We start from the raw sequence: 22,392 nt of genomic DNA, 5'->3' as shown, positions 1-22,392 counted from the left end.
CAGCTTCTTTATAAAAATTAAAATGGACTCAGTAGGCTCTTGCAAATAAAACCCTTTCATTAGAAGGTTGGCCAGTAAGAATGCATTTTCCTTCTTCCTGCGGATTATTCAGTGGGATGCAGCGGATAGTGGCTTTCGTCAGTTCTTTTATTTTATCTTCTGTTTCACCTGTTCCATCCCAATGCGCTGAAATAAATCCCGCTTTTTCATCAAGCAATCTTACAAATTCTTCCCAACTATCAGCGTTAGTAATATTTTGCTCACGGAAAGAGTTTGCCTTATTATAGATGCTTTTTTGAATTTCATCTAATAAGTCTGCAATGCTATCAGTAAGTCCTTCCATTGAATAGCTTTTTTTCTCTTTTGTATCGCGACGAGCTAGCTCCACAACATTATTTGCCAAATCTCGTGCTCCTATACCGATACGAAGGGGCACTCCTTTTAATTCGTATTCGGCAAACTTCCAGCCTGGCCTTGAGTTTTCGTTATCATCATATTTGACCCTGATTCCCTTTTGCTTCAGTTCGCTTACAATCCCGCTAACTTTCTCATCGATCGCCTTTTTCTGTTCGTCGCCTTTGTAAATTGGAACAATAACGACTTGGATCGGAGCTAGTTTTGGAGGCAGAATTAATCCATCGTCGTCACTGTGAGCCATTACCAGGGCACCAATTAATCTCGTACTTACTCCCCAACTTGTAGCCCATACGTAGTCCAGCTTATTTTCTTTATCGCTAAATTTTACATCAAAGGCTTTTGCAAAATTCTGCCCTAAAAAGTGCGAAGTACCAGCTTGCAGTGCTTTCCCATCCTGCATCAAAGCCTCGATGCAATAAGTATCAATTGCTCCCGCAAATCTTTCATTTGGGCTTTTTACACCTTTGATTACAGGCATTGCCATAAACTCTTCAGCAAACGTAGCGTATACCTCCAGCATTTGCTTTGTTTCTGCAATCGCCTCATTTGCTGTAGCGTGTGCTGTATGACCCTCCTGCCAAAGAAACTCAGCTGTTCTTAAAAACAACCGGGTTCGCATCTCCCATCGTACCACATTAGCCCATTGGTTAATTAGCAACGGCAGATCACGGTAACTTTGAATCCACCCTTTATATGTGTTCCAAATAATCGCTTCGCTTGTAGGACGAATAACCAGTTCTTCCTCGAGTTTGCTGTCTGGGTCAACCATCAAAGAACCCTTTTTTTCGGGATTGAGTTTCAAGCGATAATGGGTTACAACTGCACACTCTTTTGCAAAGCCTTCAGCATTTTCTTCTTCTTTTTCAAATAGACTTTTAGGCACGAAAAGCGGAAAATAAGCGTTTTGGTGGCCCGTATCTTTAAACATCTTGTCAAGCACATCGCGCATGTTCTCCCATAATGCAAATCCGTAAGGTTTAATAACCATACAACCCCTTACCGCGCTGTAGTCTGCAAGGCCTCCTTTAATTATCAAATCGTTATACCATTGCGAGTAATCTTCACTCCTCGACGCTATTTCTTTACCCATAAAATCAGTTTTATTCTTACCTTAACAAAAGCACCTCATACTTTTAACATTTGGAATAATGTTTGAGTATAATCAGGCAGATACAATAGCCGCAAAAGTAATAACTTCACATTAGATAAAAATTTTAAAAAACCCTTTGCCATGAGATACAAAATTCTACTTTATGGTTTGATGGCTGCTGTTATAACCAGTTGTTCATCAGCCTACAAGGCAAGTCAAACCCCAGATGATGTGTACTATTCCCCAGCAAGAGAAGGAGTACAAAAGAAGACAGTTAACAGAGATAGGTACGAAGACTATGTGGCTTCAGAAGACGACCAATATCTTCGGATGAAAATCAGGAATAGAGATCGTTGGGCGGGCATTGATGATTATACATATTGGAACGATAGCCGCTATGTTCCTTCTTACAATTATAACTACGACTATTACAGGAACAATGTCTATAACTCGTATGTCTGGAATAACTGGTATAGTCCTTATTCAACCTTTTACCATCCTTACATCAATGGCAGCTTTGGCTATTATAATCGCTATAATAACATCGGCCTTTATTACCCTCAGTATGGATACAATTCTTATGGATCCTCTTACATTAGTAAGAACCCGGCGAGAGTCATTTCACCTTCTGTAAGCAGGCCTAACCTAAACGGTTATAGAAATGGTCTTTACAATAATTCCAACAGTAACACTAACCGTAGTAACCAGGGAGTTGGCAATACTTTGAAGCGCGTGTTCTCTGCAAATGAAAACGCTCGTTCATACAGTAACGAAAATAATACTAACACTTACAGTGCACCGCAAAGAACTTACACACCTTCGTCGTCTTCTTCATCGTCATCATCTTCTTCCGGAAGCTCTTCTTCAGGAAGTTCAAGTGGTGGCGGAGTGTCACGGCCTCCAAGGTAATAGCTTCTTAAATACATTTAAGAGCCATTACAATTCTATAAATAAAAACCGTATTCTTCTGAATACGGTTTTTTAAATCATAAATACCATGAAAAAGTTTCTACTAACCGTTTGCTCAGCCTTTTGGCTTTTGTCGTCCTTCTCGCAAGCTCCTGAAGATATTTTACGTTACAGCTATTTCCCACAACATGGTTCTGCCCGTAACATGGCAATAGGTGGAGCGATGGGATCACTTGGAGGCGATATAAATTCTCTTTTTGTAAACCCGGCAGGATTGGGTTTGTACAAAACACGAGAAATTGTATTAAGTCCGGGTTTTAATTTTAATAATAACAAAGCAGATTTTAGAGGTACTGCAGCAGCAGCTAAAAAATCAGGTTTTGATTTAGGCACCACCGGACTTGTTATTGGTTTCAACAATCCATATAGTAAATGGACAAGCCAGGCCTTCAGTATAGGCATTAATCAAACAGCAAATTTCAATAATGCCATAACCTACAAAGGCACGAACAGTCAAAGTAGTTTCGCTGAGCAATATGCTGAAGAGATTTCAGCCAATAACATCGATATAGGTGGAACACTTAATAACCCACGTTATGCTTTTGGATCTTACCCTGCTATTTACACATACCTGGTAGATGTGTTTAAAGTTAAAAATCCGAATGGCGCTGATTCTATAAGTGTGATAAAAGCGTTACCTGAATTTCTTTTAGAAAAAGGTATTGGGCTAACTCAACAGAAGACAGTCACAACTAAAGGGGGAATTTATGAATTGGCGTTGGGCTATGCAGCAAATATGGATGATAAATTTTATGTTGGTGGTAGCCTTGGTTTTCCGATTGTGAACTATCAACGTATTACCAATTTTAGAGAATCTGATCCCACCACTGATCCAAACAATAACTTCAACTTTTTTCAGCACGATGACACCTTATCAACAAAAGGATTTGGTATTAATGCAAAGCTGGGTGTTATCTTCAAACCTGTTGAATATATACGCTTAGGATTATCGGTGCAAACGCCAACTTACTACAGTCTGACCGACAAAGAAAGTGCGGGTATCACAACCAATTCCGAAAAATATACAAGGTATGGTCAGCTTAGCGCAAGCTCTGGTTTATTCACTAATGGGCAACAGGGTGTTACCAAGTACACTGCTACATCTCCTTTGAAATTAATTATGAGTGCGTCGTATGTTTTTAGAGAAATTAACGACACGCGTAAACAAAGGGCTTTTATAACTGCAGATGTTGAATACGTTGGCTATAGCGGTTCAAACTTTAGGGCTGATGGTCAAACCATAACAACAGAAGATCAGCAATACTACAGCCAGATTAAAACAATAATTAATCAGCAGTATAAAGGAGCTTTGAATTATAGGTTAGGTGGAGAATTGAAGTTGCATACCATCATGTTTAGATTGGGCGGCGCGTATTATTCAAATCCATACAAAACTCAAACCGCTCCCGGTAGCGAGCAAATAAAGTCAAGCATCGTTCAAGGCACTGGTGGACTTGGTTATCGCAATCATGGAATGTTTATCGATCTCACTTATGTTCATAACATAACTAAAGACGTAAACTTCCCGTATCGTTTAACTGATAAACCAAACACTTTTGCTACGCAGCAAAATACGCGTGGAAATGTTGTGATGACTGTTGGTTTCAAACTATAAGTACTACAAAACTTTTAAAGAGGCGCTCGCATTAGCGGAGCGCTTTTTCTTTTTATTTCAGTTACTAATCAATTCAGCCTCATTGATATTTGTCATATTAATCTTATTTGTTGTGGCATAACAATTGAACATCTTCTGCTGTTTAAAATTAATTTACCCTAAAACTATTTTTTATGCTTTGGAGAGGCAGGGAAGGAAGTGGAAACGTAGAAGATCGCCGTGGAATGTCTGGCGGAGGAATGGCAGTCGGTGGAGGTATTGGTGGTCTTATTATCTATTTGCTTTATTCCTTTTTAGGTGGCAACCCTTCCAACATGCCTGATGTTTTGCCTGGCCAAAACCAGACAACACAGGGGAAACAGTACGATCCTAATAATGCTGCAGCAGACGATACACTTGCACAATTTGTTTCTGTAGTATTGAAGGATACAGAAGATGTTTGGGGAGATATGCTAGACGGATATAAGAAACCGAGACTTGTTTTATTTTCGAATGCGGTACAGTCAGCTTGCGGTTCTGCAAGTGCTGCTGTCGGTCCGTTCTATTGCCCCGGTGACGAAAAAGTATATATAGACCTGGCTTTTTTTAGAGAATTAAAGCAACGTTTTGGCGCTCCCGGTGATTTTGCAATGGCGTACGTAATAGCTCACGAAGTAGGGCATCATATACAGAACCTAATGGGAACATCTGATAAAGTACACTCGCTGCAACAAAGAGGGGGCGAAAGAGAAGGAAATAAATTGTCTGTAAAACTAGAACTTCAAGCTGATTTTTATGCGGGCGTATGGGCGCATCACGCACAGCAAATGAAAAACATTATAGAACCCGGCGATATTAACGAAGCACTTACAGCCGCTAACGCCATTGGAGATGATCGCCTTCAACAGCAATCACAGGGGCAGGTCGTTCCCGACGCTTTTACACATGGCACTTCTGCTCAACGGATGTATTGGTTTAAAAAGGGTTACCAAACCGGAGATTTAAAACAAGGCGATACATTCAACGACCCTCAATTGCAATAAGATTCACCAGGGGTTGTTGCAGAAGCGCTTGTTAATTCTCTATACATCAGTTCTACGAGTGCCTGAATACAGTTCATATTCCAATAACCTGCAATCGATTTTGCTTGTATAAAATTCAATCCTTCGTTTAGCTTTTAAACCAATCTTTTTAGCGAGATCGAGGTTACCGGTAAAAATGTAACCTGTGTATCCTTTGCACTTTTTTTTCATAAAATCTCCGATTCGGGAATATGTCTTCTCTAGCTCGATTTCCACTCCCAGCCTTTCACCGTACTCGGGATTAAAGAAAACAACACCACCTTCAACTTCAGGCACCTCGGTGGTTTCAAAGTCACCAACGGTAAACTCAATATAGTGCTCAACGCCGGCCGCAGCAGCGTTTATTTTTGAAATGTTTATTGCATCAGCACTTATATCAGAAGCTATGATTGTCAGTTCGCTAAGGTCTTTGATTTGTGCAAAAAGTAGTTGCCTTTCGTGTTCGTACACACCTTTATCATAACCTACGATATGCATAAAAGCATAATTGGCTCTAAAAAGGCCTGGAGCTCGATTGGTTGCAAGTAATGCCGCTTCTATAGCAATTGTTGAGGAGCCGCACATTGGATTTATAAATGGAGAAACTCTATCCCATTTGGTAGCAACCAAGGTTGCCGCGGCGAGCGCTTCAAGCATTGGCGCCTTTCCGGGAATTTTACGGTATCCATGTTTTGCAAGTGTTTCTCCCGAAGTGTCTAAAAATATTTCTGCTAATTCTTCACGCCAAAATAAATGAACTACAGTTTTGTCTAGTTCCGGCCCTGAATTAGGACGGCTTCCTGTGTTGTCTCTCATTCGATCTACGATTGCGTCCTTGACTTTTACGTTGGCAAATAAAGACGTCCTGATGCTCGGATGGTCAACGTTACTTGTGACAGAAAAGTGTCCATCCGCTGCGATTATTTTTTCCCATTCTATTGATGACAGCTCCTTGTATACATCGTCTGGTCCGTTTGCTTGAAACTCTTTCAATGAATACAATACCTGGCTGGCACAACGTAAGTTTAGGTTGAGCTTGATACAGTCGTTGATTGTCCCTTTTAATTCAATACCTGTTGAAAAAGTTCGAACCGGGGTAAAGCCTAGTTCAGTTACTTCTTGCTGTAGGTAAGGAGATAAACGTTTATTACAGGTGATTATAATTCTGCTGTCATTTGAAAAGAATGTAGTCATATAGCAAACTTAACTAACCTCACTTCCCGTGGGTTAATTTTTAAAAAAGGAATTAAACATTATGAGGAATCTGCTCTAAAATCATTTGAAGTAGATGGTCACTTCCAGGGTCTAGCCATTTTATTTCCGGATCTTTTTTGAACCAGGTTAACTGCCTTTTAGCATAACGGCGGGTATTGGTTTTTATGTTTTCAACAGCCTGTTGAAGCGAAACGTGCCCATCAAAAAAATCGAAAAGTTCTCTGTAGCCAACGGTTTGCAATGCATTTATGTTTCGTTGAGGCAGGAGTTGAGACGCTTCATCAACGAGTCCATTTTTTATCATCAAATCAACCCTTTTATTTATTTGGTAGTATAATCGCTCCCGAGGAATTTCGAGTCCAATTTTTACAATATTGAAAGATCTACTTTCCTTCAATCCCTGTCTGAAAGCAGTTATTGATTTTCCCGAAGACAACACAATTTCCAAAGCACGCATAAGCCGCTGCGGGTTCTCTTGTTCGGCAACCGCCCAAAATGTGGGGTCGTGTCTTACTACTTGTTGCTGTAAATATTCAAGGCCTTTTTCCTGGTAAGACTGCTGTATTTCGTGTCGTATCAGGGGATCGACAAAAGGCATTTCATCCATTCCTTCGGTAAATGCCTTAATGTATAAACCGGTGCCTCCGACCATTACCCCAATGGGTCGATTTTCAAAAATTCTTTCCGCAGCTTCCAGTGCATACTTTTCGAATACACCTGCATTTACCTCTTCGTGAATACTATGAGAATTGATAAAATAATGATGAATAGTATCAAGTTCCTCCTTTGAAGGTTTTGCTACAGCAATATTTAATTCCCTAAAACACTGCCGGGAGTCTGCAGAGATAATTTGTGTTTGTAATTCTTGTGCGAGTTGTACGGCTGCGGCAGTTTTACCAACTGCTGTTGGCCCACAAATAATGATAACTGTGTTTTGGTGCAAAGTAAAAATGCAGTAGTGTAAACTATAAGATTGGTTGAAGGAGTAAGCTTATCCAATTAATACTCTTCCTCGTGGGTGCCACCTTCCGACTCGTCGGTAAACGTTTCGTCTTCAGTTTCTTCAGCATCTACGCCGGTGTCGCTTACCCCTTCCCGTCCGAAACCTTCTGCCCCTGCACTTAGATCGTATTTCTCTTCAATATCTACAAACTTATCACCGAGTAGACTCTTAGTACCGTATTGAGCAGGGCCGATGCCTTCCGAGCGAGCTGTAGACGGATACGAAGTTTTTGGACTTTCTTCTTTGCTCACATTAATTAGCTCGACTAAAAACGTCCAGCCTTTTACGAAGTCATACGTGTATATAAATTTCTGATTAGGATCTTTTATTTCTGAGCCGATCGTCGTTTCCGACATGATCAGGGGTTCTGCCTTGTACTCTTTATCATACTTCTGCAAAGAAATTTCTCTTCCACGTTGCCAGTTATCGTTGCTACGATAGAATGTAGCAGCATGTTTATTATCGAACTCATAAGCTTTTAAAATAGCACTATGAAGGTCGGCAAATGTCTGAGTATGTTTTACAACGATATCACGATACACGCTTTCATCCTCTTCATAATAAGCCCTGAATTTTAAAACCGCCATTTTATTTGTCCTTTATTTTAGTCGTTAAAGCTAACGGGTAAATGAAAATAAATAATTTTTTCTCTTTCAATATCTGGTTGTACACTACTATGTAAATGTGTTCTATGCAACCATCAAGGGATGGTCACAACTTAACCAAAACACTCTGCTGATTTTTTTATTCCGTAAAAGTGTGCGACGCAACGATGTTCATTGATCGTCCATTGCTGGTTACAAACTTATTTCTACCAAATGATACATTGTCCAAATGCAAGTGCAAACTTCTTACCATACTCATTTTAGGAAATCAGGATATTGGAGCAAGGTTAAGCTCTTTGCCTTTTAACAACATAAACTGGAAAGCGTCTTCATAATTGTTCGGGATAACGCCATCTAAAATTGCTTCACGGATGGCATCTTTGATTATTCCTACGTTTCTACCTGGCTTCAATCCAAAGGTTTCCATAATTAATTCGCCTGTTATCGGTGGTTGCCAATTGCGGACTTTATCCTGCTCCTCCACTTCTTCCATCCGCTTTTTTACCATTTCAAAGTTCGCGAGGTACCGTTTTACTTTGAACTTATTTTTACTGGTTATGTCTGCGTTGCATAATAACATAAGCGCGTCGATGTCTTCACCGGCATCGAAAAGCAGGCGGCGAATTGCACTATCTGTAATGTTTTCTTTCGTCAGGCTGATAGGTCGTAGATGCAGTTCAACAAGTTTTTGTACGAACCTCATCTTTTCATTCATTGGCAACTTTAGCTTGTTGAATATTTTCGGAACCATTCGCGCTCCTACCATTTCATGTCCATGGAATGTCCAACCGTGTCCTTCTTCGAACCTTTTAGTAGCAGGTTTGCCAATGTCGTGTAATAGTGCGGCCCATCGCAACCACAAGTCGTCGGTATGCTTACAAATATTATCGATGACCTGCAAAGTGTGGTAAAAATTGTCTTTATGTCCCTTGCCGTCGATGTACTGTGCGCCGGCGAGGTCGACCATTTGGGGGAAGATAATGCTCAACAGGCCTGAAGTAAATAATAGATGCCAGCCAACTGACGGCTTAGCAGTAGCCATTATTTTATTCAGCTCATCCGTAATTCTCTCTTGCGAAACAATTCTGATTCTCTCTTTATTATCTTTTATAGCCTGGAAGGTAGTTTTGGTTATTTCAAACTGGAGTTGGGTGGCAAAACGGATCGCGCGCATCATGCGCAACGGATCGTCGATGAAAGTCTGAACGGGTTCTAATGGGGTTTGGATGTTTTTCGCCTCAATATCTGCAAGACCATTAAAGGGATCTATAAGTGATCCGTAATCTTGCTTGTTAAGACTGATAGCGAGGGTATTGATGGTAAAGTCCCTACGATTTTGATCCTCTTCTATTGTTCCCGGCTCTACAACGGGATTTCTGCTGTCAGAGCTGTAGCTTTCTTTACGTGCACCGACAAATTCAATTTCTAAGTCCTCTAACTTGATCTGGGCAGTACCAAAATTTTTAAAAAACGCAACGACAGGTTTGGGAGAAAACCGCTGTGCAACTTTTTCCGCCAGCAAGATTCCATCACCAAGGCATACAACATCTACATCTTTACTGGGACGCCCAATAATTTTATCGCGTACGAAACCTCCAATAATAAACGCTTGCATTCCCAACTCTTCAGCAGCGTTGGAAATTTTCTTTAGAACAAACAATTCCTTAGCCGAACAATCTATGTACATGATTGCGGCAAATATAATTGTTTATGTGAGTGGAATGAATGCGACACAACCTTTCAAGCTCGGCCAAAAGGTTACATAGAATATATAAATGTCCCCTATTCAAACTCTAACTCGTTGCTGTAATATTCCCAGCTAAAATATTTTTTAAATAAATAGTTTGCTGAATTTTTCACTGAGTTTGATACTCTTCTGTAAGAATATTTTGAAGGACGGCTTTGTAGATTTCTATTTTCAATACCTACAGTATTTAGGAATTCAGTTAACACCGGCAGCTTTTCCTGGGGTACTGAAAGAGTGACTTGGGTCATGATCTAATTGGTTTTGATGGTTTCGGTAATTAAGAACAATTACTCTGCCACCTCCGAACTGATCATAGTAGATTTAAAAATATTTAAATATGGGAAGGTTTTAATTGCGGATTGTTAAACACTTTCCATTCTTCCACTTTATTATTGCCGAAGCTGAGGCATTAAATTCCTCACTCTGCCGATATTTTACTACATACCCTACCCCACTTTTTATTTCTGCTGAAATATGATTGAAACTTTGAGGAGACGGTTGACCATGAATATTAGCCGAAGTGGAAACGATGGGCTTTTTAAACCTTTTTAAAAGATGCCGGCAAAAGTCCTCTTTAACGAGTCTAATAGCAATACTCCCATCTTCATTTAGCACTTCTTCTGCAACGCCTAATCCGTGTTCGTAAATTACCGTGGTTGGTTTGGTGGTTGTGGCAAGGTGATCAAAAACCTGCAGGTCAGGGTTAGCAGTGTATTGTAAGACATCTCTTTCAGACGCCAGTAGAACAATTAATCCTTTTTGTTGAGGCTTCCCCTTAAGCTGTATCAATCGCTGCACTGCTTTAGAGTTTGTGGCATCGCAACCCAATCCCCAAATTGTATCGGTAGGGTATAATATAACTCCACCTACATGTAGAATTTTTAATGCCTCTTCAATATCTTCTGAAAAATCTGTCATTTAGGTGCGAAGGTAAACCTGCATTACCCGGGCGGCACATTTTTCAGCAGTAAAATTTTGCGCATGCGCCCAACCTTTAAGTTTCATTTCCTCCACCAGCTTTTTATCGTTTACTAACCGCAACATTGCCGCAGCTATTTCATCAGGCGAGTGTGGGTCGACATAGTAGGCAGCATCACCGCCCGTCTCCGGCAAACAGGAAGTATTGGAGGTAATGACCGGCGTTCTGGACCACAACGCCTCTAGAACCGGAATACCAAAACCCTCGAAAAAAGAGGGGTAAATGAGCGCTTGTGAAAGTTGGTAAATAGCCGGAAAATCCAGCGAAGATCGAAACGTTGCAGAGCTTTTGGCCACATATGAATCAGAAAGAAAGATGACGTCCTTTTCCAATTGGTGTTTTGAAATATATTCTTTCACCAGCTTTTTATAATCGTTGCCCTCTCCTATCACAACCAAAGGAATATCCAGCTGGGCTTTCAGAACGTGCATAGCTTTGCACGTATTTAAAAGGTTTTTTCTTTCTATGATAGAACCAACATAGAGGAAAAAGTTCTCAGGCAAATCATAATACTTCCTCACACGGTTTTTTTCTTCGGGCGAGACAGTAGTGGCAAATGCAGGATTACAACTTTGATAGCAAATGCTAATCTTCTCCTCGGGTATCTTGTAAAAATTGATTATGTCATCTTTAGTCTGCCTGCTAATTGCGATAATCTTATCAGCGTTCCTGCAAGCGTAGCGAAACTTCTGCCGGTAGATTTGTACGTCGAGTTTGTTGTATTGCTCCGGGTTTCGTTCGAAAATTAAATCATGAATTGTAACCACTGAACGTATGCCTGTTTCCTGTATACCTACAGGTATCTCGTGGCTTAATCCATGATACAGGTCAATGCCGATTTTCTTCAAATCCTGTTTAACCAGGTTACTTCGCCACAATGACTTAAATTTTTTAGAGACAAATCCTGTCGGAGTAATATTTAAAACATTCGGAAAAGCATCGACATCATATCGATCGGTCACCTTTGGAGCACACAAAAAATAATCATTTTCAGGATACAAAGAAGCCAGCGATGAAATAAGAGACCGGCTGTAATGCCCGAGACCGGTTGCATTTTGGTAAGCTCTTTTAGCATCAAAAGCTATTTTCATTCTGACGTTTCTTTAAGGTTGTTTTTGGTTTGTAGCAGCTTTTGAAAAACTATTGAACATTGTTGTGTCACTCACTTTTACCGCAATACTAATTTCACCTCTCAAATGCTTCAAACCTTAGTTGTCCCTTTGCAAACTTATACGAAATTGGATTGGTTGTACCAGATGTACTATAATTGCAGAAATGAAGTCTTTTGTAGTCATCCTCATTTTAACCATCGTTTCCTCCAGCTGCTTTTGTCAAAAGCAACACCGCCGCTACGATTCGCTCATTGCTGTTTATAGCTACTTATACAACCAGCCCTTTCCGGAGCTTGAACTGGAAGATACCAGTGGAGCACTTATCAAAATCTCTTCGTTTACCGGAAAAACAGTGTATGTTGATTTCTGGTTTACTACCTGTCCTCCCTGCCTACACGAAGTTCCTTATTCAAAAGCCTTGCAGGAATATTTCAAAAAAGACACAAACATTGTTTTCGTAAGTATTTGCATAGAAGAAATTAACAGAAAGCCGGATTGGAAAAAGATGATACAGGAACAGGAGATGCAAGGAGTGCACTTGTTTTATGCACGCAATCGCCCTCAAAAAATCAACTTGTTAAGACGCTACGAAATTGCCTTTCCCACTTACCTGTTATTAAACAAAGAGATGAGGGTTATCGGGTACAACGCCCCAAGACCTTCAGAAAAAGGATGGGTTCATTATGCTATTGAACAGGCTACCAAAAACATCTCACTTGTGGAAGCATTTAAATTTTCAAATAAAAATCCGAAAGTACTGGAAGGGTTTAAATCATTTTGAGCAACGTTCTATTTTTCGCAATAACACAATCTTTTTCTCTAACCCATTAATTTCGCAAAAAATTTCATCATGCAATTACAATCCTTAATACAGGAAGCCTTTGGTAAGAGGGAGCTTTTAAAACAACCGCAATACGAGCAGGCGGTAAGAGAAGTTATAGAAGAAGTTGACAAAGGCCGGTTAAGAGTTGCAACGCCCGGAGAAAACGGATGGGTAGTAAATGAGTGGGTAAAGCAAGCGATTTTGATGTACTTCGGCATTCAACAAATGGAAACGTACACTTTACCGCCGTTTGAGTTTTACGATAAGATGAAATTGAAAAGCAACTATAAAGAATTGGGCGTTCGTGCAGTTCCACATGCTGTTGCGCGCTACGGTGCTTTTCTTGCAAAGAATGTTGTTCTAATGCCAAGCTATGTAAACATAGGTGCTTATGTAGATGAAGGCACGATGGTAGACACCTGGGCCACAGTTGGAAGCTGTGCGCAAATTGGCAAAGACGTTCACTTAAGTGGCGGCGTAGGTATAGGTGGTGTGTTAGAGCCATTGCAGGCAAGCCCGGTGATCGTAGAAGATGGTTGTTTTCTTGGTAGCCGATCCATTGTTGTAGAAGGTGTAATGCTTGAAAAAGAAGTTGTGCTTGGTGCGAACGTAGTATTAACCCAATCCACAAAAATAATTGATGTAAGTGGAAGCGAGCCAATTGAATATAAAGGGCGTGTACCAGCGCGAAGCGTAGTCATCCCCGGAACATACACTAAAAAGTTTCCCGCAGGAGAATACAATGTTAGCTGTGCTTTAATTATCGGTAAACGTAAGCCGAGTACGGACCTAAAGACGAGTTTGAATGACGCGTTGAGAGACTTTAATGTAGCTGTGTAGAAATTTACCAAAACGAGTTATGAGAGAAACTCGTTCGTTTTAATCCTAAAAAGTAAAAAGTTTCGAAGCCCTGGTACTACACAAGTTTACCGGGGCTTGATTATAATGGATGCACCAAAACTAAATAACAAGATAACATTAGCGGGATTTCTAATCACTCTCTGTGGGTCTATTTTATTTTCTACCAAGGCTATTATAGTAAAAATGGCTTTTAATGCCATACACATCGATGCCCTTACTTTACTTACATTAAGGATGGTCTTTTCACTGCCTTTTTACCTAGTTGCAGCTTTTATAACCAGCAACCAAAAAGGCAACACAAAGATGAATAGCAGGCAATGGATGTATGTAATCATTCTGGGCTTATTTGGCTACTATCTATCAAGCCTTTTTGATTTCATTGGCCTTCAATATATCTCTGCAGGTCTTGAGAGATTAATACTTTTCTTATACCCAACCTTTGCAGTATTAATCAATGTTTATTTCTTTAAGCAGAAAATGTCCGGCGGACAGAAAGTAGCGCTTCTACTTACCTATATAGGAATTGCCATTGCATATTACGGTGAACTTCACATTGATACCAGCAATCCTAACTTTTACTTAGGCAGCTTTTTAGTGTTTGTATGCGCCGTCACTTACTCAATTTACATTGCCGGTAGTGGAAAAATTATTCCTTATATCGGTTCCGCCAAGTTTACCGCGTATGCGATGCTCGCTGCAACCGCAGGTATTTTCGTTCATTTTACAATTACGGGAAATATTCAAACCCTGCATTCTGGTGCAGGTCTTTGGTACTATGGGTTATTGCTAGCTATTGTAGCCACTGTAATTCCTTCGTTTTTTGTATCTAATGGATTGAAAAGAATTGGTGCTAATAATGTAGCTATTATTTCTGCCATCGGTCCCGTTTCAACAATTATACAAGCCCATTACTTTTTAGGGGAGAAGATTTTTACTGAGCAAATTATAGGGACAGCGCTTGTAATTGCAGGGGTTCTTTTAACAAGTTGGAAAAGGCCTCCCAAAATTGCTGCTGCCCGTTAATTCGACAAGCTAAACCGTGAGTTATTTCTTCTTCTTCTTCTCGGGAGTGACTGTGGCCCGGCTCTTTTTGTTTTCCGGGCAACCTTCATTTTTCGAAGTTCCAGGTTGGTTGATGCACTTGTCGTCATCATCATTTACTCCGTCACCGTCCTTGTCACCAACAGGGCAGCCGCCATAGCGCGCTACTCCCGGTTCGCTGGAACACTGGTCATCTTCGTCGTTAATTTTATCTCCATCCTTATCAGGTGCAGGGCACCCTTTGTACTTGACCAAGCCTGCAACTGTAGGGCAGTTATCGGTATCGTCGGCAATGCCGTCATTATCCGAATCTGGAATAGGGCAGCCGTCATACTGTACTGCGCCTTTCTCATCAGGACATTTATCTAATGAGTCGACTACTCCGTCACCGTCCTTGTCTTTCTTTCGAACTGTATCAGAGACAGGCAAAAGAACATCAAAGGATGTCTGATAAACTTTGAATGAAATAAGATAAGAATTAAAGGAAACGGGAAGTGTAGAAGCAACTGATACTGTTGGAGGAACAGGTGGCAATTCCCTTAAAAAACTATGTTGTTCCTGTGCAGATACCCTTAAATACACTAAGATCGAAAACAAGAACAAGTAATACTTGACATTTCCTGTTTTCGATCTCATGAATAATGAAATAAAATAAATTTTCGAAAGTGTTAATCGTCTGAGGGGAGAATTGCTGCAATCTCTTCGACCTTGACTTTTACCATCCCATCAAAGCCGCCCAGTAATCTTGCCGCAGCTTGCGTAAGGTCTACTACCCTTCCCATTTTTGCCATGCGGGGATGCATCCTATCATTGATGCGAACGATAACTGATTTGAGATTTACAAGGTTGGTTACTTTAACCCAGGTGTTAATTTTGAAGTTGTTACTTGCCGCAGTTAAGTTCGTATGTTTGAAGACTTCGCCGGTTGCTGTTCTTAATCCCTGGAACCGTTTCGCGTAAATTGTTGCTACACCGTTAAGCTGCTTTCCATCGTTCTTGGAACTTTCCTGAGCCATCCCGAAGACCGGAATAAGCATCAAAATGAATAAGAGTTTTTTCAAGTTTGTGCAGTTTTAGTAGTTTCAAAAATAAAATACCAGTAATGCGAATACGGCACGAAAATAGGGTAAACTTTCTTTTCCCCATCTTTTTTATTGTTATAACTTCATCTCACATAGCCTGTTCACAGGTTTTTAGCACCTCTCGCAGCTCTATTTTACCGCCCGTCATTAATAACGTTGCAAGCTATAAAAATAGTACATCAAGCGATTCTTCAAAAAGACTAATATTGCTTCAACCTTTTATTTCTCAGTTAGTTATTGACTTAAAATACGCGACAAAAAATAATTTCACCGGTCGTGTTTTATATACTGAAGCTACTGCCTATGCGCGATTGCCTGTAGCTATTTTGTTAAAAAAGATAAACGAACAACTGAACAAGGCGGGGTTGGGGCTGAAAGTGTACGATGCTTACCGACCTTACCAGGTAACAAAAAAGATGTGGAAAGTTGTACACGACGAACGTTACACAGCGAATCCTACAAAAGGAAGTGGACATAACAGGGGCGCTGCTGTTGACGTAACGTTGGTTAAAATTTCGACAGGGGAAGAACTTGCGATGCCTACTGCTTTTGACGACTTTTCTGAAAAAGCTCATCACGGCTACAATAATTTATCCAAGGAAGTTTTAGATAATAGGGCACTTTTAAAAACAACGATGGAGAAGTTTGGGTTTGTATCATTAAGTACCGAATGGTGGCATTATTCACTTCCCAATGCCGCAGACCGTTTCGAATTACTGGATTTAAGTTTTAACCAGTTAAAACATTTAAACTGATAAATGCCTTCTTAAAAAAATTCCAATGAATGATTATGACTTAAAGGTTTATAGGGAAGTATCCATCTGGCAAAGGGCTATGTTGCGGCGCCCTGGCTATTTCAACCGGCTGTCAAAACGAATACAAGACAGAATAAATAGAATTATTCCGGAAAAGGTTCATAGTGCTATTACGACGGCAATCAAGCAAATGTTTAGAGTAGTACTTTTTGGATCGAAAGTCACTACAGCAAGCGCGCGAACAGAAGGTAGTCTTGAATTGCGTGAAGCCGTGGTACTTGAAAAAATCAAATTCTACAAGCATACTGCTGCAGCTGAAGGCGGGATAACCGGGGCCGGAGGAATACTACTAGGCCTTGCTGATTTTCCGCTGTTGTTAGGGATCAAAATAAAACTGCTTTTTGAAATTGCCTCCGTTTACGGCTTCGACACGGATGACTATCGCGAAAGGTTGTACCTGCTATATATTTTTCAATTGGCGTTTTGCAGCGATCAAAGGAGAAAAGAGATTTATGAGAAGATTCGTGATTGGGAAAATATCAGCAAACAGTTGCCGGAGGATATTCACGAGTTTGACTGGCGCACCTTTCAACAGGAATACCGCGACTATATAGATTTAGCAAAAATGGCCCAATTAGTTCCGGTGATCGGAGCACCAGTTGGAGCAATCGTAAATTATCGCCTTATAACTAAGTTGGGCAGAACTGCTATGAACGCCTACAGGCTTCGGTTACAGAAGAGGCTGAACTAATGCTTAGTGCGGGCCTATTACAGGTAACAATATTTCACTAACCTATCTTTGTTTCCAACACACTTATTATGAACCTGGAATTCAATAAAAACGAAGACGCCCTTAAAATGGCGGTAAGTATTAAGAGCCAACGGTACGAAAAAATAAAGGCAGGGGGTGGAGCAAAATCAATTGAAAAACAACACGAAAAAAATAAATTAACGGCCAGGGAGCGCATCTCTTACCTCGTTGATCCAGAAAAGCCGTTCATTGAAATAGGATCTTTTGCAGGTTTTGAAATGTATGAGGAACAAGGCGGATGCCCTGCAGGAGGAACGGTATCAGGACTTGGCTACATAAGTGGCAGGCAGTGTGTGATCATTGCAAACGATCAAACGGTGAAGGCAGGCGCCTGGTTTCCCATCACCGGTAAGAAAAATTTAAGAATGCAGGAAATTGCTATGGAAAACAATCTCCCTGTCATTTACCTCGTCGATAGCGCAGGTGTCTTTCTCCCCATGCAGGACGAAATTTTTCCTGACAAAGAGCACTTTGGAAGAATTTTCAGAAACAATGCGCGCATGAGCGCCATGGGTATCACGCAAATTGCTGCGGTAATGGGCGCATGTGTCGCGGGCGGAGCCTACCTGCCAATCATGAGCGATGAAACGCTGATGGTTGAGGGTAACGGCAGCATTTATCTCGCCGGTCCCTATCTCGTAAAAGCGGCCGTTGGTGAAGAAGTCGATGCCGAAACGTTGGGTGGCGCTTCAACACACAATGAGCTAAGCGGAATAGCAGATTATAAATTTGCAACAGAACAGGAATGCCTCGACCAGGTGAAACGCATTATCAGCAAACTTGCCTTTCCCAAAACAGCAGGATTTAATCGCGAGACTCCCATCCTACCAAAAAAAGAACCAAGAGAAATCTATGGTATGTTTCCACAGGGCAACGTAAAGCCTTACAACATGCTCGAAATAATCGAGCGGCTAGTCGACAACAGCGAATTCGAACAATTCAAAGAACACTACGGCAAAACAATTCTTTGTGGCTATGCAAGAATTGACGGTTGGGCAGTAGGTATTGTTGCGAACCAGCGCCTGGTAATAAAGAACAAAAAAGGTGAGTTACAAATGGGCGGCGTGATTTACAATGACAGCGCCGACAAAGCTGCGAGGTTCATCATGAATTGTAACCAAAAGAAGATCCCCCTTGTTTTCCTACACGACGTTACCGGCTTTATGGTGGGCAGCAGAAGCGAGCATTCAGGTATCATTAAGGATGGGGCTAAGATGGTAAACGCAGTAGCAAATTCTGTCGTACCTAAAATTTCTATTGTTATCGGTAATAGTTATGGTGCGGGCAATTATGCAATGTGCGGCAAAGCATACGATCCACGTTTTATCTACGCATGGCCAACAGCAAGAATAGCTGTAATGGGCGGAGAACAGGCAGCGAAAACTATGTTGCAAATACAGGTTGCAGGTTTGAAAGCGAAAGGCCAGGAAGTAACGCCAGAGGCGGAACAACAATTATTAAGCAAGCTAAAAGGTCAATACGAGAAGCAAACAAGTGCTTACTACGCCGCCGCTCGCTTATGGGTGGATGAAATTATTGACCCGTTAGACACCCGAAAAGTAATTTCAGAAGGAATAGCCGCAGCGAACCATCAACCTCACATGGCGGACTTTAATTTGGGACTACTACAAGTCTGATAGCCATAAGCAGGCATGTAAAAAAGTTTTTCTCATGTAATTTTACTGTTCTTTTGCCAACTAAAGCAAGCAACATGTCTAACCCTCTTAGCATATTCCAGGTCGATGCATTTACAAGCAAACTTTTTGGTGGAAACCCCGCCGCTGTTTGTCCGTTAGAATCCTGGTTGCCGGATGAAGTAATGCAAAAACTCGCAGCAGAAAACAACCTTAGTGAGACAGCTTTTTTCGTAAAAGAGGGCGAAGGCTTTCATCTCCGTTGGTTCACTCCTGAGTACGAAATAGACCTCTGTGGTCACGCAACGCTTGCTACCGCTTTTGTTCTTTTCAATTATCTGCATTTTGAAAAAGAGGTCATAAAGTTTCAAACTAAAAGTGGGATGCTTGAAGTGAGAAAAAAAAATGAATTGATTGAACTAAACTTTCCAAGCAGAATGCCGCAGCCTTGTCATGCGCCTGAAGCTTTGTTAAAGGGTATCAACTTTCCTCCTCTCAAAGTATTAAAGTCAAGAGACTACTTTTTAGTGTATGAAGATGAAGCACTAATAAAGCAGATCGTTCCTGATTTCAATTATCTAAATCGGCTAGACACCATCGGAGTAATCATTACCGCAGCTGCGAAAGAAGTCGACTTTGTTTCACGCTTTTTTGTACCAAATTCTGTTATTGGCGAAGACCCTGTCACCGGCTCGGCGCATTGCAATCTTATTCCCTATTGGGCAAAAGAATTAAATAAAACAACTTTGACAGCAAAGCAATTGTCGTCGCGTGAAGGCGAATTATTTTGTGAAGACAAAGGCGAAAGGGTGACGATGGCAGGCAATGCCGTTCTATATTTAAAAGGCGAATTTTACCTGTAACTATGTCAACCAACGGACACCAACTAATCATTTATACGGATGGATCAAGTCGCGGTAATCCGGGTCCCGGCGGTTATGGTGCGATATTGATGTGGGGCGATAAACTCAAAGAACTTTCCGCGGGTTATCGCAAAACAACCAACAACCGCATGGAGCTGCTTGGTGTAATTACCGCGCTTGAGAGCCTTACCAAAAAAAATATTCCTCTAACGATTTATACCGACAGTCAATACATTGTAAAAGCCGTCCAGCTGAAATGGCTCGATAAATGGATGAAGACCAACTTCGCCGGCGGCAAGAAGAACAAAGATTTATGGACCCGTTTTTACAATCTTGCTAAAGATTACCAGATTACCTTCCAGTGGGTAAAAGGGCACGCCGATAACCCGCTAAACAATCGCTGCGATGTGCTTGCAACGACTGCTGCAGACGGCACCAACCTCCTGATCGATGAAGGTTATGAGCGCGATTTAGCAAATGGATAGGATTTATTGTTCCGGCTTCAAGTCTTTGTAGAATCATTGTTGCGTCGCACTCTTGTACTTTTTCAATTCTTTCGGCAAAAGAAAATTCACCTAAAAAACATTCAAACTAAGCATGAATACTACCTGCAGTTGGAGCGGTGGAAAAGACAGTTGCTTTGCTTTAATGCACGCGATGAAGCAAGGCTATCAACCAAAAGCTTTATTGAACGTATTGAACGAACATGGCAAAATTTCAAGAAGCCATGGCATCCCTTCTGCGATCTTAAAAGCCCAGGCAGAGCGAGCAGGCTTACCCATGTATTTATTTCCAAGTAGCTGGCAAGACTACGAATCGAAATTTGTAAGCGCTTTAGTTCTGCTTACAAAAGAGTACCAATTGCAGTACGCTGTTTTTGGAGATATCGACTTACAAGGCCACCGCGATTGGGAAGAAATGGTTTGCGCAAAAGCAGGCATCCAAGCCGTACTGCCGCTATGGAAGCAAGACCGTCGAAAGCTCGTAGATGAAATGCTTGCGAGTGGAATTGAAACGATGATTGTGAGTTGCAATGAAACAATGGGAGAAAGATTTCTAGGTCGAATAATTACCCCAACCTTAGTTGATGAATTGGAGGCTTTAGGCATAGATGCATGCGGAGAAAACGGAGAATATCACACCCTCGTTCTGGATTGCCCCCTCTTCAACAACCGGTTAAGCGTCGTCGTGGAAGAAAAGACCTTGCATGAAAATTTCTGGTTCTGCAGCCTGAAGCTAGTCCACTAAGTTTACTTCTGCCCTGTCTGCAACTACTTGATATCGGGTGCAGGAAACAACACTCCTCCAAATAACAAGTAGGCCCACAAAAGGGTCCACGCAATATTGAAGAGCTGCGCAAGGATAAAGGTAAGTGCAGGTCTGCCACCTTGAATTTTGACCAGGTCAGCAAATCTTGCTTCTAAACCAATCGCTACAAAAGCAAGTGCAAACCACACCGTGCGGAGGCTATTAAGCATGCCGGCCACTTGTTTGGTTGTACCGGTAGGAACAAGAAACGAGAACAGCAGCGAAGCAGCCAAAAAACCCAATACGAACTTTGGAAAACGCTCCCAGACTATCGACACCCCTTTGCCTTCAGTAGAAGCTTTTGCCGAAGGATCTTTTTTTAGAGTCCACCACGCTGCAATAAAAATAGCGGCAACCCCAATTAATACATTCTGAGAAAACTTGACAATCACACCAGCCTTGATTGCTAACGGACCAACTAATTGTGCAGCAGCCGTTACCGACGCGGTGGTATCTAAAGTTCCTCCGAGCCAAGCTCCTGCTACAATATCCGACAAGCCTAACGAACGAATAACATAAGGCATAATAATGAGCATAGGGATAGCAACTAGCAACACCAAAGAGGTAACATACGACAGCTTCTTTTTATCGCCATTGATTGCACCAGCTGCAACGATAGCCGCCGAGACACCGCAAATGGAAACAGCAGACGCCAATATCACCCCAAACTCATCATCTACTTTGAGCAATCTCGATAACCACATCGAAAAGAACCAAACTGTTGACACCACCACAACCGCCTGTAAAATGCCCGGTATCCCTGCCTGGATAATATCAGTAAACAAGATACTCGTTCCTAAAATCACCAATCCTGTTTTGATAAAAAATTCAGAACGAGCGGCCTCTTTCAACCAGTCGGGCAGGGTGGTCAAATTCCCAATTAGCAAGCCTGAAAAGAGCGCAAAAACAACGTACTCTATACCGTAATAATTAATGGTTTTATTCCCGGCTACGATAAGCGAAAGAATGCCCAGCACAAATACTAAAGCAAAGCCTTTAACGAATTTTGGGGCATTTCCTCCAGACAAGGAAATTGATACAGATGAAATAATCATGAAGGCAACACCTATTCCAGCTATCATCAAAAGGTTATTTATAGTAAATACTTTGGTAACGAGATCGTTGGTATTAGCCCATTGATAAACCGGCGTGGTAAATTTAAAACCAGGTGATGCTATCGCAAAGGCAAGGATAGCGGCAATGATAATTCCTCCTATAATTACGGCCCACCAATCTTCTGTAAGCCCAGACCAAAATGTTTTTGGCCTCGAGTCGTTTACATCTTTTTCAACACCATCGACAGACTCGTCTATTACTACCGCGTTACCAGGAACATTTGTTGATGACATATGCAAGCTTTATTTGTTGAAAGTAAATTTTTTTGGTTAAAAACATTCGTTCTGTAAACGTGTAAAAATGGTA

23 protein-coding genes are annotated in these 22,392 nt (G+C 41.2%); 12 read left to right on the top strand and 11 right to left on the bottom strand.

Annotated features, from left to right (window positions below; translation table 11 throughout):
• Window positions 1-28: 28 nt before the first annotated feature.
• Complete coding sequence (proS, locus tag SAE01_RS05200) at window positions 29-1,507, bottom strand: proline--tRNA ligase (RefSeq protein ID WP_147202594.1); 1,479 nt, start codon at window positions 1,505-1,507, stop codon at window positions 29-31.
• A 141-nt stretch (window positions 1,508-1,648) separates the two neighbouring features.
• On the opposite strand from proS, the gene SAE01_RS05195 reads away from it, so the two are divergent.
• The 3 genes from SAE01_RS05195 to ypfJ all read left to right on the top strand — a co-directional run bounded on the left by SAE01_RS05195 (window position 1,649) and on the right by ypfJ (window position 5,113).
• Window positions 1,649-2,416 carry a hypothetical protein gene (locus SAE01_RS05195; protein WP_147202593.1) on the top strand — a complete coding sequence of 256 codons (768 nt, stop codon included), beginning with the start codon at window positions 1,649-1,651 and terminating at the stop codon, window positions 2,414-2,416.
• An 88-nt stretch (window positions 2,417-2,504) separates the two neighbouring features.
• A complete protein-coding gene (locus SAE01_RS05190; RefSeq protein ID WP_147202592.1) occupies window positions 2,505-4,091 on the top strand; it encodes an OmpP1/FadL family transporter in 1,587 nt (528 codons plus the stop codon).
• Window positions 4,092-4,264: 173 nt separating this feature from the next.
• A complete protein-coding gene (gene ypfJ / locus SAE01_RS05185) occupies window positions 4,265-5,113 on the top strand; it encodes a KPN_02809 family neutral zinc metallopeptidase (RefSeq protein WP_147202591.1) in 849 nt (282 codons plus the stop codon).
• Between the two features lie 39 nt (window positions 5,114-5,152).
• On the opposite strand, the gene SAE01_RS05180 is transcribed toward ypfJ, so the two are convergent.
• The 7 genes from SAE01_RS05180 to SAE01_RS05150 form a co-directional block, all read right to left on the bottom strand.
• Window positions 5,153-6,325 carry a THUMP domain-containing class I SAM-dependent RNA methyltransferase gene (locus SAE01_RS05180; protein ID WP_147202590.1) on the bottom strand — a complete coding sequence of 391 codons (1,173 nt, stop codon included), beginning with the start codon at window positions 6,323-6,325 and terminating at the stop codon, window positions 5,153-5,155.
• 52 nt (window positions 6,326-6,377) lie between these two features.
• The gene (gene miaA / locus SAE01_RS05175; RefSeq protein WP_147202589.1) at window positions 6,378-7,289 is read right to left on the bottom strand and encodes a tRNA (adenosine(37)-N6)-dimethylallyltransferase MiaA; all 912 of its coding nucleotides are present in this window, start codon (window positions 7,287-7,289) and stop codon (window positions 6,378-6,380) included.
• Window positions 7,290-7,345: 56 nt separating this feature from the next.
• Window positions 7,346-7,936 carry an IS1096 element passenger TnpR family protein gene (locus SAE01_RS05170; protein WP_147202588.1) on the bottom strand — a complete coding sequence of 197 codons (591 nt, stop codon included), beginning with the start codon at window positions 7,934-7,936 and terminating at the stop codon, window positions 7,346-7,348.
• 286 nt (window positions 7,937-8,222) lie between these two features.
• Window positions 8,223-9,641 carry a CCA tRNA nucleotidyltransferase gene (locus tag SAE01_RS05165; protein ID WP_147202587.1) on the bottom strand — a complete coding sequence of 473 codons (1,419 nt, stop codon included), beginning with the start codon at window positions 9,639-9,641 and terminating at the stop codon, window positions 8,223-8,225.
• A 95-nt stretch (window positions 9,642-9,736) separates the two neighbouring features.
• Window positions 9,737-9,949 carry a hypothetical protein gene (locus tag SAE01_RS05160; RefSeq protein WP_147202586.1) on the bottom strand — a complete coding sequence of 71 codons (213 nt, stop codon included), beginning with the start codon at window positions 9,947-9,949 and terminating at the stop codon, window positions 9,737-9,739.
• Window positions 9,950-10,049: 100 nt separating this feature from the next.
• On the bottom strand, window positions 10,050-10,619 hold the full coding sequence (locus SAE01_RS05155) for an L-threonylcarbamoyladenylate synthase (RefSeq protein WP_147202585.1): 570 nt from the start codon (window positions 10,617-10,619) through the stop codon (window positions 10,050-10,052).
• Window positions 10,620-11,771, bottom strand: a complete 1,152-nt coding sequence (locus tag SAE01_RS05150; RefSeq protein WP_147202584.1) for a glycosyltransferase family 4 protein — start codon at window positions 11,769-11,771, stop codon at window positions 10,620-10,622.
• Window positions 11,772-11,955: 184 nt separating this feature from the next.
• Here SAE01_RS05150 and SAE01_RS05145 point away from each other — a divergent pair, with 184 nt between their 5' ends.
• The 3 genes from SAE01_RS05145 (at window position 11,956) to SAE01_RS05135 (ending at window position 14,499) form a co-directional block, all read left to right on the top strand.
• Window positions 11,956-12,573, top strand: coding sequence for a TlpA family protein disulfide reductase (locus tag SAE01_RS05145; RefSeq protein WP_147202583.1), 618 nt, complete (start codon window positions 11,956-11,958; stop codon window positions 12,571-12,573).
• Between the two features lie 69 nt (window positions 12,574-12,642).
• Window positions 12,643-13,455: a 2,3,4,5-tetrahydropyridine-2,6-dicarboxylate N-succinyltransferase gene (locus SAE01_RS05140; RefSeq protein ID WP_147202582.1), complete on the top strand. Its 813-nt coding sequence runs from the start codon at window positions 12,643-12,645 to the stop codon at window positions 13,453-13,455.
• Window positions 13,456-13,560: 105 nt separating this feature from the next.
• On the top strand, window positions 13,561-14,499 hold the full coding sequence (locus SAE01_RS05135) for a DMT family transporter (protein ID WP_147202581.1): 939 nt from the start codon (window positions 13,561-13,563) through the stop codon (window positions 14,497-14,499).
• 21 nt (window positions 14,500-14,520) lie between these two features.
• On the opposite strand, the gene SAE01_RS05130 is transcribed toward SAE01_RS05135, so the two are convergent.
• Complete coding sequence (locus tag SAE01_RS05130; RefSeq protein WP_147202580.1) at window positions 14,521-15,153, bottom strand: thrombospondin type 3 repeat-containing protein; 633 nt, start codon at window positions 15,151-15,153, stop codon at window positions 14,521-14,523.
• 32 nt (window positions 15,154-15,185) lie between these two features.
• The gene (locus SAE01_RS05125) at window positions 15,186-15,578 is read right to left on the bottom strand and encodes a septal ring lytic transglycosylase RlpA family protein (protein ID WP_147202579.1); all 393 of its coding nucleotides are present in this window, start codon (window positions 15,576-15,578) and stop codon (window positions 15,186-15,188) included.
• 41 nt (window positions 15,579-15,619) lie between these two features.
• Between SAE01_RS05125 and SAE01_RS05120 the strand changes: the two genes are divergently transcribed.
• The 6 genes from SAE01_RS05120 (at window position 15,620) to SAE01_RS05095 (ending at window position 20,910) form a co-directional block, all read left to right on the top strand.
• Window positions 15,620-16,354 carry a M15 family metallopeptidase gene (locus tag SAE01_RS05120; RefSeq protein WP_147202578.1) on the top strand — a complete coding sequence of 245 codons (735 nt, stop codon included), beginning with the start codon at window positions 15,620-15,622 and terminating at the stop codon, window positions 16,352-16,354.
• A 25-nt stretch (window positions 16,355-16,379) separates the two neighbouring features.
• The gene (locus SAE01_RS05115; protein WP_147202577.1) at window positions 16,380-17,105 is read left to right on the top strand and encodes an EcsC family protein; all 726 of its coding nucleotides are present in this window, start codon (window positions 16,380-16,382) and stop codon (window positions 17,103-17,105) included.
• Between the two features lie 68 nt (window positions 17,106-17,173).
• Complete coding sequence (locus SAE01_RS05110) at window positions 17,174-18,802, top strand: acyl-CoA carboxylase subunit beta (RefSeq protein ID WP_147202576.1); 1,629 nt, start codon at window positions 17,174-17,176, stop codon at window positions 18,800-18,802.
• Window positions 18,803-18,876: 74 nt separating this feature from the next.
• Entirely contained in the window at window positions 18,877-19,662 is a 786-nt protein-coding gene (locus tag SAE01_RS05105) for a PhzF family phenazine biosynthesis protein (protein ID WP_147202575.1), read from the top strand.
• 2 nt (window positions 19,663-19,664) lie between these two features.
• The gene (gene rnhA, locus SAE01_RS05100) at window positions 19,665-20,147 is read left to right on the top strand and encodes a ribonuclease HI (RefSeq protein ID WP_147202574.1); all 483 of its coding nucleotides are present in this window, start codon (window positions 19,665-19,667) and stop codon (window positions 20,145-20,147) included.
• A 112-nt stretch (window positions 20,148-20,259) separates the two neighbouring features.
• Window positions 20,260-20,910, top strand: coding sequence for a Dph6-related ATP pyrophosphatase (locus tag SAE01_RS05095; protein ID WP_147202573.1), 651 nt, complete (start codon window positions 20,260-20,262; stop codon window positions 20,908-20,910).
• Window positions 20,911-20,933: 23 nt separating this feature from the next.
• Here SAE01_RS05095 and SAE01_RS05090 read toward each other — a convergent pair whose 3' ends face one another.
• Window positions 20,934-22,319 carry a YeiH family protein gene (locus SAE01_RS05090; RefSeq protein WP_147202572.1) on the bottom strand — a complete coding sequence of 462 codons (1,386 nt, stop codon included), beginning with the start codon at window positions 22,317-22,319 and terminating at the stop codon, window positions 20,934-20,936.
• Window positions 22,320-22,392 lie beyond the last annotated feature (73 nt).

Origin of the sequence: Segetibacter aerophilus (assembly GCF_007991655.1) — a bacterium.
Taxonomy (GTDB): Bacteria; Bacteroidota; Bacteroidia; order Chitinophagales; family Chitinophagaceae; genus Segetibacter; species Segetibacter aerophilus.
The sequence above is the reverse complement of the archived record's forward strand: the minus strand, read 5'-3'. Positions and strand labels throughout refer to the sequence as shown.